Source organism: Paraburkholderia terricola (assembly GCF_003330825.1).
GTDB lineage: Bacteria > Pseudomonadota > Gammaproteobacteria > Burkholderiales > Burkholderiaceae > Paraburkholderia > Paraburkholderia terricola.
In genome coordinates this window covers 1,045,061-1,062,584 of the sequence record NZ_CP024942.1, presented here as the reverse complement: position 1 = coordinate 1,062,584, position 17,524 = coordinate 1,045,061, and the positions used below count along the sequence as shown (strand labels likewise).

Here is a 17,524-nt window from a genome sequence, read left to right as displayed (position 1 = left end):
GCGCTTATCGATCGCCTTCGCTAACTTGCCGCCCGCTGCTGCGCGATCAGATCCACCAGCCGCTCGACCTGCTGGCCCTCCGCATCGAAGTTGCCCGCATCCAGCCAGCGCGTGTAGCTCGAACGCAGCGCCGGCCATTCGCTATCGATGATCGAAAACCACGCGGTGTCGCGATTGCGTTCGCGATACACGATCGCCTGGCGAAAGATGCCTTCGAACGTGAAGCCGTAGCGCAACGCGGCGGCCCGCGACGGACCGTTCAGCGAATCGCACTTCCATTCGAAGCGCCGATAGCCGAGTTCGTCAAACACGTGCTTCATCAGCAGAAACATCGCTTCGGTGGCGATGCGCGTGCGCTTCAGACGCGGCGAATAAATCACGTGGCCGACTTCGATCACGCCGTTCGCGCGATCGATGCGCATCAGCGCCAGCGTGCCGACCGCCTTGCCGGTCGCCAGATCGATCACCGCATAGTGCAGCGGATCGGCCGAAGCGGCGGCGCGCGTCAGATACTCGCGATACGCGTCGAGGCTGTCGAACGGGCCGATCGTCAGATACGTCCAGTCCCGGCCATCGGCCGCCGAACGGTAGGCGTCGTGCAGGTCCGCGGCGTGGCGCTCGACGTTCACCGGTTCGATCCGGCAATAGCGGCCCGCGAGCGGCTCGCGGCCGGGCGCCCCGGCGCCGTTCCAGTCCGGCACGGGTGTGCCGATGGGTTGTTCGAACGCGTTACGTCTGGGTTCCATCTCTACTCTCCAAAGCGGGTCGTTAGCTTACGAAGAACGATACGGCAAACGTGGTATGTTAAAAAGATCCAAGACAAACATATTTGATGGGTCCAGCCGCGATGATCGAGATCATTGGCCCGCTCGCCAATCCAGCCGCCGCGAATCGTGCTCGCAGCGCCGAAAAAACCGCACCGCTGCAAAAGCAGTTGATCGAGCGTTTGCAGCAGGCGATTCTCGCCGGGCGTTTGCCGGCTGGTTCGCTGCTGCCTTCGTCGCGCTTGCTGGCGACCGAAATGGGCGTCTCGCGCAACACGGTAGTGATCGCTTACGAGCATCTGGCCGCGGTCGGCTATGTCGTGGCCGACAAGAAAGGCACCCGCGTCAGTCCGCTGTCGAGCCCCGCTGCGCGCGGCGAACCGTCCGCCAACCCCGCCGCCTACGAGGCGACTTACGCGGCGCGAGTCGGGCAGTTCGCGGCGGCGCACGCCCCGGCCGACAACAGCCTTCCTCTCACGCCCGGCACGCCCGCGCTGGACCGCTTTCCGCTGTCCGCGTGGCGGCGCGCGCAGGAACGTTCGATGGAGCGCGCGTTGCCCCAGGCGCTCGGCTACGGCACGCCGGCGGGCGAACCGGCGTTGCGCGACGCGATCGCCGCGCATCTGCGGATGGCGCGCGGCGTGCGCTGCGAGGGCTCGCAGGTGGTGATCACCGAGGGCGCGCAGGAGGCGTTGAGCCTGTGCGTGCGGCTTTTCACCAATCCCGGCGACGTCGCCTGGGTCGAGGATCCCGGCTATCGCGGCGCGAAGGCCGCCTTCAATCTGGGCGATCTCACGACGCTGCCGATGCCGGTCGACGCGGAAGGCATCGTCGTGCCGCCCAAAGCATGGGCCGCGCATCCGCCGAAGCTGATTTACACGTCGCCGGCGCACCAGTATCCGACGGGCGCGGTGTTGTCGGTGGCGCGGCGGCTGGACTTGATCGCGCAGGCGCGCCGCAGCGGCGCCTGGCTGATCGAGGACGACTACGACGGCGAGTTCCGGCACACCGGCGAGCCGATCGCCAGCATGCAGGGACTGGTCGACGACGCGCCGGTTCTCTACGTCGGCTCGTTCAGCAAGACGATGTTTCCGGCGCTGCGCATCGGCTTCGTGGTGCTGCCGCGCGCGATCGCGGAGCGCGCGGCCGTCGCGCTGCACGAGATGCTGCGCGGCGGGCATCGTCTGGAGCAACTGGCGCTCGCGCATTTCATCGAAAGCGGCGAGTTCGGGCGGCACCTCGGGCGCATGCGGCGGCTGTATCGGGAGCGCCAGCAGGCGTTGCGCGACGCCCTCACCGCGCATTTCGCGCCGGCTTCCATTCTGGGCGGCGAGTGCGGCATGCATCTGACGCTGTGTTTGCCGCCGCGGATCGCCGATCGGTCGCTGGCTGAACGCGCGCTCGCCCAGGGGCTCAACCCGCGCGCGCTGTCCGGTTTCGCGTTGCGGCCGCGCGCGCAGACCAACGGGCTGGTGATCGGCTACGGCAATACGCCCGCCGAACAACTGGCGCCGGCCATCCGCACGTTGTCATTGATCGCTCGGCGCGGCCGATAAGTTTTGCGTTTGTCCGCGTGGCCCATGTCGCGCTATCGTGTCGTTTATGCGCGGCTATCCTGAAATGCGCGACGTGGACGGATCGCCCGCAGGTCATACTCGACGCACCGCACTGCACAACTTCGCGCGGACATGCCGCGCGCCGCTCGGGCCGTGGTCGCGTGAGTATGAAGAATGCCTTTGTTGTGGTTATCTATGACGATTTATCCGACCGGAGACGACATGAAGGAAATCGAACCGACCCCCTGGTTTGAGCTTGCCGACCACACGCCCGTCCGCGAAGGCTGGTACGAGGTGCAACTGACGAGCGGGGACACGGCATTTGCGAAGTTTGGCGACGGCGCATGGACCGAGAAGCCATTGCTGACGTTCACGCACTGGCGCGGCCTGACCGCCGATCCCTCGGAGGCAGCCGACGGCGAATCGCAGTCGGTCCAGGCCGAGGCCACCGCGGCTCAAGGCGTACGCGCTGCCTGGAACGCTTTCTTCCCCGGCCTGGGCGAGGAACAGCACAAACCGCTGGACGCCGTACCCAACGGTAAAGCGCCACATTGATGCGCGCCTGGGCGGCGGCGCTTCCCGGCTGCCGCCCTGCATCTTCGTTTTGAATCCCTGCCTTGATTGCCCGACTTTCCGCTCGAGCGCCTGGGCGCCCTCGCTCACCCGCACCCGCTTCGCGCAGCCTCGCTACAATCGCCTTCATCCCTTTGAAGCGGAAACGACGTATGAAAGTCTCACGAGAACCCGTGGCGTTGTCGCGGGCGACGCAGTTGCTGAATCATGGACCGGTCACGATCATTACCAGCGCGCACGGCGGCCGCGCGAACGTGATGGCGGCATCGTGGGCGATGCCGCTCGATTTCAATCCGCCGAAGGTAGTCGTCGTGGTGGACAGCCGCACGCTCACGCGGCAACTGATCGAGGCGAGCGGCGTGTTCGGGCTGCAATTGCCGAGCCGCGGATTCGCTGCGCAAACGCTGGCGGTGGGCACGAACGCCGGCGCGGAACTCGACAAGTTCTCGGCCTTCGACCTCGAAACGTTCCCCGCGCAAAACATCGACGTGCCGATGCTGGCCGGCTGCATCACGTGGATGGAATGCAAGGTGATTCCGGACGATAGCCAGCGGCACGACCTGATCATCGGCGAAGTGGTGGCCGCGTATGCGGACAGTCGCGTGTATTCGAACAACCGCTGGCATTTCGGCGACGATCCCGATCTGCGCACATGCCATTACGTGGCCGGCGGGACGTTTTTTGCCACCGGCGATGCGTTCGAGGCGGAGCCGGTGGGAGCGGGGCGATGATCGATGGGCGGCGCGTCCGGACTATTTCCGCCGGAGAAATTTGCCGGCTTTCTGTTCCAGCAGGGCGACAAGTTCGGGCTGCATGAAGGCGTAGTCGTCGGGAATGTCGAGGCAAACGACTTTCTTGCCGTTCACGCATGCGCGGAATTTCGCGGACAGCCTCGCGCGATGCGCTTTTTCCATCACGAAGACAATGTCGGCCCAGCGAACCTGCTCGGAGGAAAGCGCGACGTCGGCGTCCGCGCCGAGACCGGCCGAATCGGTCTCGACGTTGGGCCAACTGGCGAACACCTGCTCGGCCGTCGGGCTGCGCAGACGGTTCTTGCCGCAGATAAAAAGGGCGTGTATCACGGGCGATTACCGATCGAGCGGCCATGCGGCCATGCATCCGTTCGGACGCGAGCCTCGCTCATGCGTCACCCGCGGCAAACGCCTTGAGCGCGTCCCCCGCCAACCGGTAACGCACCCATTCGCTTTGCGCGCTCGCGCCGATCGATTCATAGAAGCCGATTGCCGGCTCGTTCCAGTCCAGCACGCTCCATTCGAAGCGGCCGCAGCCGGTGTCGCAGGCAATGCGGGCGAGGTGGCGCAACATCTGTTTGCCCGCGCCGCTGCCGCGCGATGTCGGCGACACGTACAGGTCTTCCAGATAAAGCCCTTGCTTGCCGAGCCACGTCGAATAGGAGAAGAAGTAGACGCAAAAGCCGATCGGCTCGCCGTTCATCTCGCAGATCAAAGCCTTGGCGCTTGAACTTGCGGAGAACAGACTGGCCTCGATGTCTCGAACGGTTGCGACGACTTCATGCTCGGCTTTCTCGTAGACCGCGAGTTCGGTGATGAAGCGCAGAATCAGCGCGGCGTCGGATGCGTGAGCGGGGCGGATGTGAATAGTCAAGGTAGATGCTCAATCGGGTTAAACGGTGAATCGAAGTTTGGCGGAAACGCGACGGCTTCGGATCAGAGATGCATCGTATCGTTTATCCTGCTGTACTGGCGAGCGGACTGCCGCTCACCACTCCATTTGACGAAACAACGCCCGAGGGTTTTCTATGAAGCGAGTGTCGATTCTGGCGGTGACGTCTCTGTGGTTGTGCGGCAATGCCTACGCGGAAAAGATCGATTGCAAGAAGGCGTCGGACCAGAATTCGCTGAATCGTTGCGCCGACCTTAGCTACCAGGCCGCCGACAAAAAGCTCAACGAGACCTACGGCAAGCTGCTGGCAAAAGTGAGTCCGCAGGGCAAGCCGCGCTTGCAGAAGGCCGAGCGCGCGTGGGTTGCTTATCGTGATGCCCAATGCGATTTTTTAAGCTCATCGGCTGGGCCGTATAGCGCGCAGCCCATGATTCATTCGTCCTGTTTGAGCCGGCTCACGCAAGCGCAAACGAGACTGCTCGACGAACAGTTGCATTGTGAAGAAGGGGACGTGGGTTGTGGGCAGCAGTGAGGCCGGCGCCGACGCATTGCAAGCTCCGGCGTTGCTGCGCCGCCTGTTACGCGCCAGGGACCGCATGGACGCCGCTTCGCACGAAGCCTGGCCCGTCAGGCGGTTGGCCGTGGTCAGTGGTGTGTCCGAAGCCCATTTCGCGCGGTCCTTCAAGCAGGCCTTCGGCATCCCGCCGCATCGCTATTTGCTGACGCGGCGCATCGAGCAGGCCACCACCTTACTGCGCGACACCGAACTCAGCATCACGGAAATTGCCTTCGCCACCGGGTGGGAAAGCTTGGGGACCTTCGGCCGCACTTTCCACGACATCACCGGGCGAAGCCCCAGCGCCATGCGCGTCGAGGCCCGGGCCGACATGCCTGAATTCGACCGCGTGCCCGCCTGCGTCCTGAGGGCCGCGCAGCGCCCCGACCTCACCACCGCAGTTTTGGAGAAGCGCCGCCGCGTGGGCAAAGGTACATTCCGCCCATCAACCAGGGAGGTGTCATGAATCAAGGTATCAATGTAGTGGGCTTGTACGTGGATAACCAGGACGAAGCGCTCACGTTCTACGTCGAGAAGCTTGGCTTTCGCGTCCACACGGACGTGCGCAACGGTGCTTACCGCTGGCTCACGGTCCAGCATCCCGATCAGCCCTCGTTCCAGCTCGGTCTTTTCACGCCGGGCCCGCCGATCCACGACGAAGCCACCGCGCAAACGCTGCGGGCGATGGTCGCGAAGGGCGCCATGCCGCCGCTGGTGCTTACTGTGGCCGACTGCCGCGCCAGCTACGCCAGGCTGAAGGCCAACGGCGTGGAATTCACCCAGGAGCCGGTAGACCGCTACGGCAGCGTCGATGCCGGTTTCCGCGATCCTGCCGGCAATGGCTGGAAGATGATCCAGGCTGCGGCTGCGGGAAATATTAACGAGGCATGAGACAGGTGAACCCGACGCTCGCGAGCACAACGCACGACGACATCGAAACGCTGGTTCAGATGCGTATCGACGCGATGCGAGAGAGCCTTGAGCGTATCGGCCGCTTCGAGCCGCGGCGTGCACGCGATCGTTTCGTGTCGTCGTTCGATTCGGCGTTGTGCAAGTTCATTGTGGTTGACGGCGTATCCGTTGGCTTCGTGCAAATAAAGCCCGCGGCCGATCACCTGTTGCTCGAACATTTCTATGTTCTACCGGAGTACCAGGGCAAAGGTATTGGTTCGACAGTACTCTCGGCGATTCTCGCGGACGCGGACTCCCAGTCGGTTTCGATCAGACTGGGAGCGCTTCGCGATAGTGACTCGAACCGTTTCTATCAACGACACGGGTTTTTAAAAACGACTGAGTCGGAGTGGGATATCTACTATGTTCGGGAACCGCACCGGGCATGAATTTCCACCGGATATTTGCCTCGGCCTCCCGCCAGGCGGTGTCGAACGAGGCAAGGAGGATAACGGTAATGGGAAAAGCAGTCACAATGGGTCTGGTTGGGGACTTCGACCACTCGGTGCCGGCGCACCAGGCTATTCCGCTTGCATTGAAGCGAGCGGCAGATGTGAAGCAAGTCGAGATCGAATTTGAATGGGTTCCCACTGGGGAAATCAATCGAGCCTGAGTGGGCCAATCCTATCAATGCAAGGATTGCTAGATGACGGTCTTGGCGGCGAAAGCCGCGCGTTTGCGCCTTCGCTCAGAACGACCCCGCCACGAGGTCAACCGCAACACCCTGGCTAGTCCCCGATCACCGCTCTCTCGACAAAGAACCCCGCTTCGATCCAAGGCCGGCGCACCTCATGGCGCCAGGATCGCCATACCGCGTCAACGGGATACCCAGCCTCGGCGGCAATCGCTTCCACCGACGCCGGCAGATCGCGGGTCCGTCTCACGAGCGACAGGAATTCATAGTGCAGGCGAGTGACCGGATAAGTGTGGGTCAGAAAATCGCGGCGCAGGATCACCGCGTAGGAGCGCATGGCAACCGGTAACTGTGGCGAGCGCCCGGCGCGAACCTCGTGGTAATACCAGGCCACAGGATAGCGGTACGCGACCAGCGCCAGGCAAGGCTGGAGGACCAGTGCGCCATCGTCGGCTGACACATCGGGCCAGGGCCGTCCCTCGTGGCCCTGTGCGTCGAACAGGCGATACAGATCGCGCTCGTAACTGGCCAGGTCCACCATGAAATCGATCCATGACTCGCGTTGTTCCGGCGGCTGGTCCCGATCCGGGCGATTGTCCTCGAGCCATTCCGGAAAACGCCCGCCGAGCTCGTGCAGCGTGTAGCTGTCGGACGGGCAGGCCCGCAGATATTCGTCGGCGAAATCGGCGAAAAGAGTCGCCCCCAGCGCGTGGTAGCTGGCGGGGAACTGCTCTTCCAGGCATTTCCGCAACCGCAGGATATAGCTGCGCTGATAGATGGCCAGGCAAGCCGAGGAGGACAGCTTCGGCCCCGGCAAAAAGGTGGCGGCGATGGTGTCGACGTCGACGCCATCCGGCGCGATCAGTGCCTCGATCATCCAGCGTTGCAGCGAGTCCAGGCGATCCTGATCGACGCTCATGACGGGCACACGACGCTGTTGCTCATGATCTCGGGCACCAGGAACGCGACTGGCGTGGACACCGCCTCGGCGGTGTCCGGCCGCGGCCGCGGGGCGGCTTCGACCTCGGCGGGCGCGTCGCCATCGATGATCTGTCGCGCCCGCATCAACTCGGCGTGCACGCGCTCGAAGGCAGGCACATCGCCATCCCATTCGAGCAAGGTCGCGGCTTGTTCGCTGCGCTGCCAAGCCAGGCGGAACAGTTGCCACACGGCTGCGGAAACCGGACGGTCGTGAGTGTCGACGATATGGGTGCCGCAATGCTGATGTCCGGCCAGATGCAATTGCACAACGCGATCGAATGGGAACTGATTCAGGTAATCCAATGGATCGGTCCCGGCATTGAAGCAGCTGACATAAACATTGTTGACATCCAGCAGCAGCCAGCAACCCGTCACGCGGCTTAGCTCGCGCAAAAAGGCCGGCTCGTCCAGCGTCGACTGGCGGAAGCGGACATAGGTGCTGGGATTCTCCAACACCAACGGCCGTCCCAGTAACTCCTGCGCCTGGGTGACCCGGGCGCTCACATGTTCCAGTGTTCTTTCGTTCAGCGGCAGCGGCAGGAGGTCGTGGCTGTTGACCCCCAGCGCGCCGGTCCAGCACAAATGGTCGCTGACCCAGCGGGCCGATACCTCGTCGGCTAGCCGCCGCAAGCGGGCCAGATAGTCACGATCGAGCGGGTCGGTACTGCCGATCGACAGCGAAACGCCGTGCAGCGCGACCGGATAATGTTCGGCGATCCGGCGCAGGACGGCGCGCGGCCGTCCTCCCGAATCCATGAAATTCTCCGAGATGGCTTCGAACCAATCCACCGGCGGCCGCGTTGCCAAAATATGATCGAAATGCTGATTGCGCAGCCCGACGCCAACCCCCAGCCGATGTCCGGCTGTGTCCCCTCGAAGTTCAGTCATGTCCGGGCATTCCTTAGCTGCAGCTACCCGCGCCGCTCATGCCGCTAGCCCCGCAAGCCGTCATGCCATGACCGCTATATTCCTGGATCCACTCGATGGTCGGACCGTACTTGAATAATTCCGCATGCGGCGGCTCAGGCGGCTGGGCCGGCAGCGACGGGTTCTTTTTGCGCAGTTCCGGCCAGGTTTGCTCGGCGAACACTTCGCGTGCACGCAGCCATACGCTCTTGCCGCGGTTGCGGCCGTCGGTGCTGAAGCGCTCCGCATTGATCGGCGTGGCGCAGCAGCCTTGCGTGGCGCAGGCATTCGCGCCCGGCGCTTCCTGCTCGTGTCCCGTGCCATACAGGCCGCAACCGCCTTGACCGGCGCAAGCGTTTTGCACGCGGCAGGTGTGATCCGATATCAGCGGCGAGGCCGGGTCAGCGAAATTGAATTCCAGCGCGGTAGAGCAATAGCCTTGGCCGGCGCATTCGTTATCGCGGCTGCGGCCTTGTCCCTTGCATTGGTTCAGTCCCATGCACGCATGCCGCACCTCGCCAGCCAGTAGTACGCCGGGCGCGGGCGGCAGTTCCGTGAACATCGGAATGCCCTGATATTGACTGACGTCGCAGCCAGGCTTGCCCAATGTCGGTTGATCGGGCGGCGTCTGCCATAGGCCGCTCACCTCCGGCAAGGAAGGGATCATCTCGACGAAATATTGCGCGTCGCTGCTGTACCAGGACTCGCTGCCGTATTTGGCGTTCATGCCGTTGCACATGGCGACTAGGGTCGCGAAGGCCTGGTGACGCGGGCCCAGATTGATGTTTTCGAAAGTGGGCGCCAATTGGAGGGTACTCGGGTAGCCATCGGTGCCGTACAACGAGATTTTCCGCATGGCCTGGATCATCTTGTCGAGGATCCAGATCATCGATCGGTGCAGCGTCTGGTTGAAATACAGCTTTTGCTGACTCGGTTCGATGAGGAAGATGCTCTCGGTCATGATCAGCATGTACTGGTACAGGCCGCTGACGATGTCGGCGAGTTCGCGGCGTCCGGGCGGGTAGGCGGCGGCAACCGGGTTGTCGGGAAAATCGAACATGATTCTCGCCAGTTCTTCCCGGCTGAACTGACGTGCCGCCGCGGGCGGCGGGGGCGGCATGTTCCGCAACTTCTCGTCCTTGGGATCGTAGCCCGCCAGTTGCGATTGCAGCGTCAGGAATTTGTAGTAATGCGAGAGTTCGTGGTGTGACAGATCGTCGAACTTGTGAGGGCCGAAGCCCTCGCCTTCCGCGTCGATCGTCTGGATCGCCTGCATGGCGTTTTCGCGCGAGGCAATCGTCATCAGCGCGCTGCGGCTCGCATGGCTATCGCCGCGGCTCGCATAGGCGGCCGTGGCGGCCGCCGAGCCGTTGACCGGAGCCGGTACCGGGCAGCCGTAATTGAAGCCGGCAGTCGGATACACCGAGTCGATGTTGTTGGGCGAATAGTTGGACGGCTGGATCTGGGCTGGCGCGCGGCCCGCCTTGAAGTCGTCGTCGGTGATGTGGCGCGAGCTGATGATGCAGCGCAGAAACGAATATATCTGGCCGATCGTCTGCCAATTATTCAGCTCAGGCGGGGCGTCCGCCGCCGCCGGGTATTCGATTTCGAGGAACTGCCATAACTGCTCGGACGAGAACTTGGCCAGCGGAAGGGCCATCGGCTTGCTGTCCGGCCCGAGCCTCGCATGACCGGGCAGATCGGTCGGATACGGCGAGGGCGAGCGCAAATAGAGCTGGGGCTGCACGCCGAGCGAAAACAGCATGTTGGACGACAAGGACAAGTGAAGCATTTCCTCGACAGCCACGCTCATCATGATGCCCCCCGCCTGATCGGCGAAGCGGGACAGATCGGTCGCCGGGAATCCTTGAGGGGTACGGTTGATGGAGTAATAAGCGAAGAGATAGAGCGGCACCGTTGCCAGTTCGATCTCGACGGCGGTCTGCAATCCGTCGCGCAATTCCGTCAATGCGCGGGCGCGATCCCAATGCTCGTCGATATGGCGCACCAGGCGTTGCTCTGCTTCGGTGAGGGGGCGGACGGGAAGACCTGCGTTTCTGGAATCGTGCTCGGACATGTTCGTTTTTCCTGATCGGGCGGTCACGAAGATTTCTTCGTCGACGTGTTGACCGTCACATGGGGGAGGGACACGGGGCCGCCACGTACTCGTAGCAGCAGCGCGATGGTCTGACTGGTTTGCGCCCGCCAGGTGAAGTCGTAGCGGGCGACATTGCTGACTGTCGTTCGAAGCCGATAGTGCTGAGCGCACCGATTCCATTGGCGATGGAAATCCCCGTGCATTTGCCCACCATAAAGGCTGGTTACCGGTGTTGGATTGAATGATCTTGGAGCCAAGCCGCACACTCACGGCCATTTCCATTCCACTCGTTACAGGGATAAAAATGTAGCTATCAATATTGATAGGTGGCTGTACCGGGAGGCGATTATCACGGCCTCGCGCAGACGCTAGTGCATTGCATCAATCGGTTGAATGCGCCTGACGTGTTTGTGCCCGTCTATCGCGGATTCTGTTGGCAAGAATGTATTTGCATCCCGACCTGAAGTTTCGGCCTACCATGGTTGGCACAGGATGCTGTGCCTCGTTGGATGCAACGGAGCCAACGCGGAAGTTCGTCGGTTCGGCAGCGTGCGCAGCGCAGCATGCCGATCAAGCGGGAAGCAAGGAGCGGTCACGATGCGCACACCAAGCATGAGCCAGGGACGGCGCGATTTTCTTCGCAGGTCGGCTACGGTGCCGTCCACGTTGCTGCTGTTGGCCCTCGGAAAGGCAAACCGTGGCCGGGCCGAGGAAGTGTCAGCGACACCCGCCTGCACCGATGGACAGGAACCGACCCGGCGGCAGACGGCAGGTCCGTTCTTCCTGCCGCACTCGCCGCAACGCGTATCGCTGCTCGAACCCGGCATCACTGGAACAAAGATCGTCTTGACCGGACGGGTGTGGTCGACACGATGCAGGGCGGTGTCCGGGGCGTTGCTCGATTTCTGGCACGCGAATGACGCCGGGGAGTACGACGTCGACGGGTTCCGGCTGCGCGGCCATCAATTCGCCGACAACGAGGGACGCTACCGTCTCGAGACCATCGTGCCGGGGCTCTATCCGGGACGCACACGACACTTCCATGTGACGGTGCAGCCGCCCAACGGGCCGATGCTCACCACCCAACTGTACTTTCCCGGCGAGCGGCGCAATGCTCGCGATTCCCTGTTCGATGGCCGGCTGCTGATGACGATCGACGACGACGGCGAGCGAAAGTCGGCCCGGTTCGATTTCGTGCTCGCGTTCACCTAGCGCAATTCGTCGTGAAGCCGCGGCGCGTTGAGAGTCGAGGCTTTCTGCGCTGCCGTCGATCGACGTTGCGCAGCGGCGGCGCGGATGCGCTCCGCGGTGAGCGCGTCCAGCGGCGTGTACACGAGCATGCTGAGGTCCGGCCGACCATCGACAGCGAACAGCGAATACTCCATCTCGATGGACCCTAGCGTGGGATGCAGCAGGCGCTTCACGTTCTCGCCGTCCCCATGGCTCAGCACCTGGTTTTCGCGCCACATGCGGTCGAAGTCGGGGTTGGCGCGGCGCAGATCGTCCACGAGATCGCCCACTTCGGAAGCGAGCCCCGCGCGCGCCACGTCCGCGCGGAATGTCCCCACGACGAAGCGCGCGACGCTCTCCCAGTCGTGCTGTTTCGCGCGAACGGCCGGGTCGCCGAACAGAAAGCGCAAGATGTTGCGCTGGCCGGCCGGCAGGGTGCTGTAGTCGGTGAGCACGACGGCCGCGGCTTGATTCCACGCCACCACGTCCCACATCGCGGTCTTGACGATCGACGGGCTGGCGTCGAGCGAATCGAGCACGCGCTGCAACCGCGGGTTCACGCCATCGACGGACCGGTAGCGCACTTCCGGCGGCCGCCCGAGGCCCAGCATGAAGAGGTGTTCGCGCTCGGCATCCGTCAGCATCAGCGCTGCGCAGATGCGCTCCAGCACCACCGCCGAAGGCGCGCCGCCGCGGCCCTGTTCGAGCCAGGTGTACCAGGTGGAACTGATGTTGGCGCGCTGAGCCACTTCTTCGCGGCGCAGTCCCGGCGTGCGCCTGCGGCCCGAGAAGCCGAAGCTGGCCGGATCGAGCCGCGTGCGACGGCTGCGCAAAAAGTCCCCGAGCGTTTGGGCGGCGTTCACTGACATGCTGAGCCTGTTAGTCGTTTTACCGGGATAAAGTCACTACTTCAACAGGATAGCGGATGATCGCATAGTGCCTGGGTGATTAACCCAAGGAGACTTCACGATGCGTATCTTTCTGACGGGCGCAACGGGCTTCATCGGCTCGGCTCTGGTGCCCGAACTCATCGAAGCCGGTCATCAGGTGATCGGCATGACACGATCCGATGCGGGCGCGCAAGCGCTGAGCGCGGCGGGCGCCGAAGTCCATCGCGGCACGCTTGAAGACACCGACAGCCTGCGCAGCGGCGCCGCGAAGGCGGACGCCGTCATCCACCTCGCGTTCGACCACGACTTCTCGCGCTTCGTGGACAACTGCGCGAAGGACAAGCGCGCGATCGAGGCTCTCGGCTCGGCGCTGGCCGGCTCCGATCGTCCGCTGCTCGTCACCTCGGGCACGGGCGCTGGCAGTCGCGACGACGGTCAACCCGCGACCGAGGACGTGTTCAACACCGCGCACCCGAATCCGCGCCTCGCCAGCGAGCTGGCCAGCAATGCGCTGCTGGAGGCAGGCGTCAACGTGTCGGTGATGCGCCTGCCGCAAGTGCATAACCCGTTCCGCCAGGGCCTCATCACGCCCCTCATCCAGATCGTGCGCGAGAAAGGCGTGTGCGCCTACGTGGAGGAGGGCCGTAACCGCTGGCCCGCGGGGCATCTGTCGGACGTCGTGCGGCTATACCGGCTCGCGATCGAGAAGGGAGAACGCGGTGCGCGCTATCACGCGGTCGGCGAAGAAGGCGTGAGCGCCCGCGAGATTGCCGAGGCGTTAGGGCGCGGCCTCAAGATGCCGGTCGTGTCGATCGCGCGTGAGCAAGTGCAGGCGCACTTCGGATGGATGGCGATGTTCGCGGCACTCGATATGCCGGCGTCGAGTGCGCAGACACAAGCGCGTTTGGGCTGGCAACCGACAGGCCCGACGCTCATCGCCGATCTCAACGAAGCGCGTTACGTCGAGGTGCTGACGTAGCCTCGGCCATCGCTGTCGGCCCGGACTGCCGCAATCTGGCATTCGGCGCCGCGCTTCGCTCACGTCTGCTCGAAGCCGCTCCCTATCACGCACGCTCCGACATATAGCGCGCGGGTGGGGAGCCGAGGTTTTTGCGGAACGTCGAGACGCAACTGCTTGCGCTTTCATAGCCGAGGTCGTCGGCGACCTGCTGCACCGATGCCCCCGCGCCCAGCCATCTCACGGCCAGCATGAGCGGTAGCTGCTGTCGCCAGCGGCCGAAGCTCATGCCCGTTTGACGGGTGAGCACGCGCGCCAGCGTTCGCTCGTTCCTAACCACTCGCCGCGCTCGGCGGGACTGGCCGTGAAGGCGGCAGTCTCGCCATGGTTCCGGTGGATCGTTCCGGCGACGGCCAAAGGCAAGCCGGCCACCCTCGAATCAAGCCTTCAACGGCAACCAGATCTCGAGCCCACCCATTCCGCTGACCGGATCGAACTTCTCGTCATAGCGCTCGAAGTTCGGCGCATCGGCGGGAATATGTCCCGATGCCGGCAGCCACTGATTCCAGATCGTGTTCCAGGTGCGCCGCACCGTCGAGATATGCTCGCGGTGGCTGAACACCGCATAGCGCTGCGCGGCAATGCGCAAGCGGCTCATCTCCGCAGGCAGCGCCGAAAAGTCGTTCACTTCGACACCGCACAAATAGTCGATGTTGCCGGCGTCGTCGGCGTTGTAGCAGACGCCATACGCCACGTTGCCAACCTGTCCCGGCACTTTGCCGAACCAGTCGTTAAAGCGCTGCCACTGCGACGGAATCGCGGCGGAGGTTTCGCTCGTATACCGTTCGCTGAGGCCCGCGACGAGAAACGCTTTGCCGTCTTCAAAGCGCGGCGGTTCCAGATGGGTGAGAAGGGTTTCGTCCATTTTGATCGGCTCCACGATGACGATAGTGTCGAGATGACCACGCGCGCGCAGCGCTTCGGGTGTGATGCCGAATTGCTCGCGAAACGCACGCGTGAATGCTTCGTGAGAACCGTAACCGGCGTCGAGGGCAACCGCCAGGATGTCGGGTGCGCCGCTGGCGAGGCGGCGCGCCGCTTCGCTCAAACGGCGCGCGCGAACGTAGCGCATGACCGAAAGCCCCGTAGCCGCTTCAAAAGCGCGCGCCAGATGAAAGCGCGACACGCATCCGCAGTTGGCGATATCGTCGAGCGTCAACTCGCCGGCAAAGTGGCTTTCGATAAACCAGAGCGCCTTTCCAACGGGGTTCATATCGGGTCTCAAGTCAGCACGAAGCCAGCATAGCCAGCCGCGAACCGGCTCATTTGATCGCGCTTGCGGTTTTGCTGCGGACCTCGATCTTGAGCCGCGGCGGCGGGCATGAGCCTTGGTCGCGCAACACTGCGAACCGCCGCAGACGGGTCAGTAGTTTTCCGTCGCCGCCTCGTTGCCGGTGGCGCGACGCTGTTCCGACGCCGCTGCATCATGCGCGTGCGCATCGGCCCCGCCCTGTTGCCCCGGACGCAACAGCAAGCCACCGAGCACGCCCGCCGCCGCAGCGAAAATCGCACCGAACAGAAACGCCACGTGATAGCCGCTATTGAGCGCCGCGATGGCACTGCCGGAAGCCAGCATCGCGTCGCTGCGCGCGGCGGCGAGACTGGCGAGCACCGCGAGACCGAGCGCCCCGCCCATCATGAACGACGTATTGACGATGCCGGACGCAAGGCCCGAATCGCCCGGATCGACGTCGCTCATCGCGGCCAGCAACATCGGATTGAAGGCGATGCCCGCGCCGAAGCCGAGCAGGATCATGCCCGGCAAGACGTCGACCACGAAGCTGCCATTGACCGGCGCGCGCGCGAACAGCGCGAGCCCTAGCGCGGCGACCAGCAGACCGACGGCAAGCGGAACACGCAAACCGAAACGCATCACCACGCGCGCCGACAGCCCCAGCGAAAAGAACGCCATGATCAGATTGGCGGGCAGGAACGCGAGCCCGACCTGCAACGGCCGGTAGCCGAGCACGCGTTGCAGATACAGCGCGGAGATGAAGAACCACGCGAACATGGCCGCGGCCCACAGCACGCCCACCACATTCGCGGTCGCCACGTTGCGCAGGCGGAACAGCCCGAGCGGCATCAACGGATGCTGGACGCGCGCCTCGATAACGAGAAACGCGCCGAGCAGCACGAGTGCGGCGAACAGCAAGCCGAGCGTTTGCGCCGAGGTCCAGCCGGCCTCGTTGCCGTTCACGACCGCATAGACGGCCAGCATCAGCGAGGCGGTGACCGTCACGGCGCCGGCCACGTCGAGCCGCTCGCCGTGAGCATGGCCGCGCGCGGACGGCAGCAGCGCGACGCAAAGCGCATAGACGGCGATGCCGATCGGCAGATTGACGAGAAAGATCCAGTGCCAGCTCAGCAGGTTGGTGAGCAGGCCGCCGAGCAATACGCCGATGCTGCCGCCGCCCGCGCACACGAAGCCGTACACGCCCATTGCCTTGGCGCGCTCGCCGGGTTCGGTGAACAGATTCATGATGAGCGACAGCGAAACAGCCGAGACGATCGCGCCGCCCAAGCCCTGCACGGCGCGCGCGCATACCAGCAGGATTTGCGAGTTCGCGATGCCGCAGGCGAGCGACGCCACCGTGAACAGCGTGATGCCGCCGAGGAACAGCTTGCGGTGGCCGTACAGATCGCCGAGCCGTCCGCCCAGCAGCAGACAGCCGCCGAACGTGAGCATGTACGCGTTGACCACCCACACCAGCGAGGTCTCGGTAAAGCGGAGATCCGCCGCGATCGACGGCAACGCGACGTTCACGATCGTGGTGTCGAGCACGATCATCAGCACGCCGAGGCAGAGAACGATCAGCGCCAGCCAGCGTTTGTTGCCGTGGATGGAATGGGTCATGCAGTGCGCTCCTTTGCATCAATCGATCGGTTGCCGCTCCGCTCCGTGCCGCCGTTCGGCGCGATCTTGCCGACCTGGTCGGCGAAGCGGTTGGCAAAGCGGTTTGCAACCCGTTGATGGCAATGAATTTTTCAGTCTAGCACCCGCGACTTTTGGGGTACAACTACGAGTTCCTGGGCGGGCACGCCGCTCAATCTCCGCCGACGATTTCGTACTTGCCGCCGCGCTCCAGCGCCCGTTGATAAGCCGGCCGCGCATGAATGCGCTTCAGAAAGTCGGCGATCGCGGGAAGCTTGTTTTCCATGCCGCCGCGCGCGGTGGCAGCTTCGAGCGGAAAGCTCATCTGCACGTCGGCCGCTGTGAAATCGTTGCCGACAAACCAGCCGGTCGCGCTCAGTTCCTTGTCGATATAGCCGAGGTGCAGCTTCAACTGCGGATCGACAAAGCTCGATTGCAGCGTGGCGGCAATCTTGCGCGCGATCGGCTTGGCGAAGAACGGCATCGGCGCACCGGCGATACGCAGCGCAATCAGCTTCAGCAGCAACGGCGGCATGGCCGAGCCTTCCGCGTAGTGCAGCCAGTAGGTGTAACGCGGCCGCTCCGGCGTGCCCATTGCAGGCGCGAAACGCCCCTGACCGTATTTGTCGATCAGATACTCGATGATCGCGCCCGACTCGGCAAGGGTCTGCCCATTGTCGGTCATCACGGGCGACTTGCCGAGCGGATGCACCGCGCGCAATTCGGGCGGCGCCAGCATCGTTTTCGGATCGCGCTGGTAGCGCTTGATCTCGTAGGGCGCGCCGAGTTCTTCGAGCAACCACAACACGCGTTGCGAGCGCGAGTTGTTCAGGTGATGGACGGTCAGCATG

21 protein-coding genes are annotated in these 17,524 nt (G+C 63.7%); 10 read left to right on the top strand and 11 right to left on the bottom strand.

Features of this window, described 5'->3' with window-relative positions; genetic code table 11:
• Positions 1-20: 20 nt before the first annotated feature.
• Positions 21-746 carry a GNAT family N-acetyltransferase gene (locus CUJ90_RS23325; RefSeq protein WP_114164020.1) on the bottom strand — a complete coding sequence of 242 codons (726 nt, stop codon included), beginning with the start codon at positions 744-746 and terminating at the stop codon, positions 21-23.
• A gap of 101 nt (positions 747-847) precedes the next feature.
• Here CUJ90_RS23325 and pdxR point away from each other — a divergent pair, with 101 nt between their 5' ends.
• The 3 genes from pdxR (at position 848) to CUJ90_RS23310 (ending at position 3,624) form a co-directional block, all read left to right on the top strand.
• Entirely contained in the window at positions 848-2,320 is a 1,473-nt protein-coding gene (pdxR, locus tag CUJ90_RS23320) for a MocR-like pyridoxine biosynthesis transcription factor PdxR (protein WP_114164019.1), read from the top strand.
• A 222-nt stretch (positions 2,321-2,542) separates the two neighbouring features.
• The gene (locus CUJ90_RS23315) at positions 2,543-2,875 is read left to right on the top strand and encodes a hypothetical protein (RefSeq protein WP_073429740.1); all 333 of its coding nucleotides are present in this window, start codon (positions 2,543-2,545) and stop codon (positions 2,873-2,875) included.
• Between the two features lie 170 nt (positions 2,876-3,045).
• Entirely contained in the window at positions 3,046-3,624 is a 579-nt protein-coding gene (locus CUJ90_RS23310) for a flavin reductase family protein (protein ID WP_114164018.1), read from the top strand.
• A gap of 21 nt (positions 3,625-3,645) precedes the next feature.
• Here the strand turns inward: CUJ90_RS23310 and CUJ90_RS23305 are convergent, their stop codons facing one another.
• A complete protein-coding gene (locus tag CUJ90_RS23305; RefSeq protein WP_114164017.1) occupies positions 3,646-3,975 on the bottom strand; it encodes a low molecular weight protein tyrosine phosphatase family protein in 330 nt (109 codons plus the stop codon).
• 58 nt (positions 3,976-4,033) lie between these two features.
• A complete protein-coding gene (locus tag CUJ90_RS23300) occupies positions 4,034-4,519 on the bottom strand; it encodes a GNAT family N-acetyltransferase (protein WP_073429720.1) in 486 nt (161 codons plus the stop codon).
• Between the two features lie 154 nt (positions 4,520-4,673).
• On the opposite strand from CUJ90_RS23300, the gene CUJ90_RS23295 reads away from it, so the two are divergent.
• From CUJ90_RS23295 to CUJ90_RS32690, 5 genes are all read left to right on the top strand, one after another.
• Positions 4,674-5,069 (top strand): lysozyme inhibitor LprI family protein, encoded by a 396-nt coding sequence (locus CUJ90_RS23295; RefSeq protein ID WP_073429721.1) that lies wholly within the window; start codon positions 4,674-4,676, stop codon positions 5,067-5,069.
• Complete coding sequence (locus CUJ90_RS23290) at positions 5,056-5,559, top strand: helix-turn-helix transcriptional regulator (RefSeq protein ID WP_244220111.1); 504 nt, start codon at positions 5,056-5,058, stop codon at positions 5,557-5,559. The genes CUJ90_RS23295 and CUJ90_RS23290 overlap by 14 nt, the downstream gene beginning before the upstream one ends.
• Entirely contained in the window at positions 5,556-5,984 is a 429-nt protein-coding gene (locus tag CUJ90_RS23285) for a VOC family protein (protein ID WP_114164015.1), read from the top strand. The genes CUJ90_RS23290 and CUJ90_RS23285 overlap by 4 nt, the downstream gene beginning before the upstream one ends.
• Positions 5,981-6,433, top strand: coding sequence for a GNAT family N-acetyltransferase (locus CUJ90_RS23280; protein ID WP_083081966.1), 453 nt, complete (start codon positions 5,981-5,983; stop codon positions 6,431-6,433). Before CUJ90_RS23285 ends, CUJ90_RS23280 begins: the two co-directional genes overlap by 4 nt.
• A 68-nt stretch (positions 6,434-6,501) precedes the next feature.
• Positions 6,502-6,657 (top strand): hypothetical protein, encoded by a 156-nt coding sequence (locus CUJ90_RS32690; protein WP_161553720.1) that lies wholly within the window; start codon positions 6,502-6,504, stop codon positions 6,655-6,657.
• A gap of 115 nt (positions 6,658-6,772) precedes the next feature.
• Here the strand turns inward: CUJ90_RS32690 and CUJ90_RS23270 are convergent, their stop codons facing one another.
• From CUJ90_RS23270 to CUJ90_RS23260, 3 genes are read right to left on the bottom strand one after another with little or no spacing between them, the layout of a single operon-like run.
• Positions 6,773-7,597 carry an HvfC/BufC N-terminal domain-containing protein gene (locus CUJ90_RS23270; protein WP_114164013.1) on the bottom strand — a complete coding sequence of 275 codons (825 nt, stop codon included), beginning with the start codon at positions 7,595-7,597 and terminating at the stop codon, positions 6,773-6,775.
• On the bottom strand, positions 7,594-8,547 hold the full coding sequence (gene bufB, locus CUJ90_RS23265; protein ID WP_114164012.1) for an MNIO family bufferin maturase: 954 nt from the start codon (positions 8,545-8,547) through the stop codon (positions 7,594-7,596). The genes CUJ90_RS23270 and bufB overlap by 4 nt, the downstream gene beginning before the upstream one ends.
• 13 nt (positions 8,548-8,560) lie before the next feature.
• Positions 8,561-10,642, bottom strand: coding sequence for a ferritin-like domain-containing protein (locus CUJ90_RS23260; RefSeq protein ID WP_073429728.1), 2,082 nt, complete (start codon positions 10,640-10,642; stop codon positions 8,561-8,563).
• A 618-nt stretch (positions 10,643-11,260) separates the two neighbouring features.
• Between CUJ90_RS23260 and CUJ90_RS23255 the strand changes: the two genes are divergently transcribed.
• Entirely contained in the window at positions 11,261-11,875 is a 615-nt protein-coding gene (locus CUJ90_RS23255; RefSeq protein ID WP_114164010.1) for a dioxygenase family protein, read from the top strand.
• Here the strand turns inward: CUJ90_RS23255 and CUJ90_RS23250 are convergent.
• Positions 11,872-12,762 (bottom strand): helix-turn-helix transcriptional regulator, encoded by an 891-nt coding sequence (locus CUJ90_RS23250; RefSeq protein WP_114164009.1) that lies wholly within the window; start codon positions 12,760-12,762, stop codon positions 11,872-11,874. The genes CUJ90_RS23255 and CUJ90_RS23250 overlap by 4 nt on opposite strands.
• A 100-nt stretch (positions 12,763-12,862) precedes the next feature.
• On the opposite strand from CUJ90_RS23250, the gene CUJ90_RS23245 reads away from it, so the two are divergent.
• Positions 12,863-13,762, top strand: coding sequence for an SDR family oxidoreductase (locus CUJ90_RS23245; RefSeq protein WP_114164008.1), 900 nt, complete (start codon positions 12,863-12,865; stop codon positions 13,760-13,762).
• 85 nt (positions 13,763-13,847) lie between these two features.
• Here CUJ90_RS23245 and CUJ90_RS23240 read toward each other — a convergent pair whose 3' ends face one another.
• From CUJ90_RS23240 to CUJ90_RS23225, 4 genes are all read right to left on the bottom strand, one after another.
• A complete protein-coding gene (locus CUJ90_RS23240; RefSeq protein ID WP_244220110.1) occupies positions 13,848-14,051 on the bottom strand; it encodes a helix-turn-helix domain-containing protein in 204 nt (67 codons plus the stop codon).
• 129 nt (positions 14,052-14,180) lie between these two features.
• Positions 14,181-15,014, bottom strand: a complete 834-nt coding sequence (locus CUJ90_RS23235) for an AraC family transcriptional regulator (RefSeq protein WP_114164007.1) — start codon at positions 15,012-15,014, stop codon at positions 14,181-14,183.
• A gap of 150 nt (positions 15,015-15,164) precedes the next feature.
• Positions 15,165-16,655, bottom strand: a complete 1,491-nt coding sequence (locus tag CUJ90_RS23230) for a DHA2 family efflux MFS transporter permease subunit (RefSeq protein WP_114164006.1) — start codon at positions 16,653-16,655, stop codon at positions 15,165-15,167.
• Positions 16,656-16,845: 190 nt separating this feature from the next.
• On the bottom strand, positions 16,846-17,523 hold the full coding sequence (locus CUJ90_RS23225; RefSeq protein ID WP_114164005.1) for a glutathione S-transferase family protein: 678 nt from the start codon (positions 17,521-17,523) through the stop codon (positions 16,846-16,848).
• Position 17,524: the final 1 nt, after the last annotated feature.

Coding starts and splice junctions, on each gene's coding strand:
- CUJ90_RS23260 (WP_073429728.1), bottom strand. CDS start 10,642: ATGTCCGAGCACGATTCCAGAAACGCAGGTCTTCCCGTCCGCCCCCTC.
- CUJ90_RS23315 (WP_073429740.1), top strand. CDS start 2,543: ATGAAGGAAATCGAACCGACCCCCTGGTTTGAGCTTGCCGACCACACG.
- CUJ90_RS23250 (WP_114164009.1), bottom strand. CDS start 12,762: ATGTCAGTGAACGCCGCCCAAACGCTCGGGGACTTTTTGCGCAGCCGT.
- bufB (WP_114164012.1), bottom strand. CDS start 8,547: ATGACTGAACTTCGAGGGGACACAGCCGGACATCGGCTGGGGGTTGGC.
- CUJ90_RS23255 (WP_114164010.1), top strand. CDS start 11,261: ATGCGCACACCAAGCATGAGCCAGGGACGGCGCGATTTTCTTCGCAGG.
- CUJ90_RS23280 (WP_083081966.1), top strand. CDS start 5,981: ATGAGACAGGTGAACCCGACGCTCGCGAGCACAACGCACGACGACATC.
- CUJ90_RS32690 (WP_161553720.1), top strand. CDS start 6,502: ATGGGAAAAGCAGTCACAATGGGTCTGGTTGGGGACTTCGACCACTCG.
- CUJ90_RS23245 (WP_114164008.1), top strand. CDS start 12,863: ATGCGTATCTTTCTGACGGGCGCAACGGGCTTCATCGGCTCGGCTCTG.
- pdxR (WP_114164019.1), top strand. CDS start 848: ATGATCGAGATCATTGGCCCGCTCGCCAATCCAGCCGCCGCGAATCGT.
- CUJ90_RS23225 (WP_114164005.1), bottom strand. CDS start 17,523: ATGCTGACCGTCCATCACCTGAACAACTCGCGCTCGCAACGCGTGTTG.
- CUJ90_RS23295 (WP_073429721.1), top strand. CDS start 4,674: ATGAAGCGAGTGTCGATTCTGGCGGTGACGTCTCTGTGGTTGTGCGGC.
- CUJ90_RS23230 (WP_114164006.1), bottom strand. CDS start 16,655: ATGACCCATTCCATCCACGGCAACAAACGCTGGCTGGCGCTGATCGTT.
- CUJ90_RS23235 (WP_114164007.1), bottom strand. CDS start 15,014: ATGAACCCCGTTGGAAAGGCGCTCTGGTTTATCGAAAGCCACTTTGCC.
- CUJ90_RS23310 (WP_114164018.1), top strand. CDS start 3,046: ATGAAAGTCTCACGAGAACCCGTGGCGTTGTCGCGGGCGACGCAGTTG.
- CUJ90_RS23270 (WP_114164013.1), bottom strand. CDS start 7,597: ATGAGCGTCGATCAGGATCGCCTGGACTCGCTGCAACGCTGGATGATC.
- CUJ90_RS23285 (WP_114164015.1), top strand. CDS start 5,556: ATGAATCAAGGTATCAATGTAGTGGGCTTGTACGTGGATAACCAGGAC.
- CUJ90_RS23325 (WP_114164020.1), bottom strand. CDS start 746: ATGGAACCCAGACGTAACGCGTTCGAACAACCCATCGGCACACCCGTG.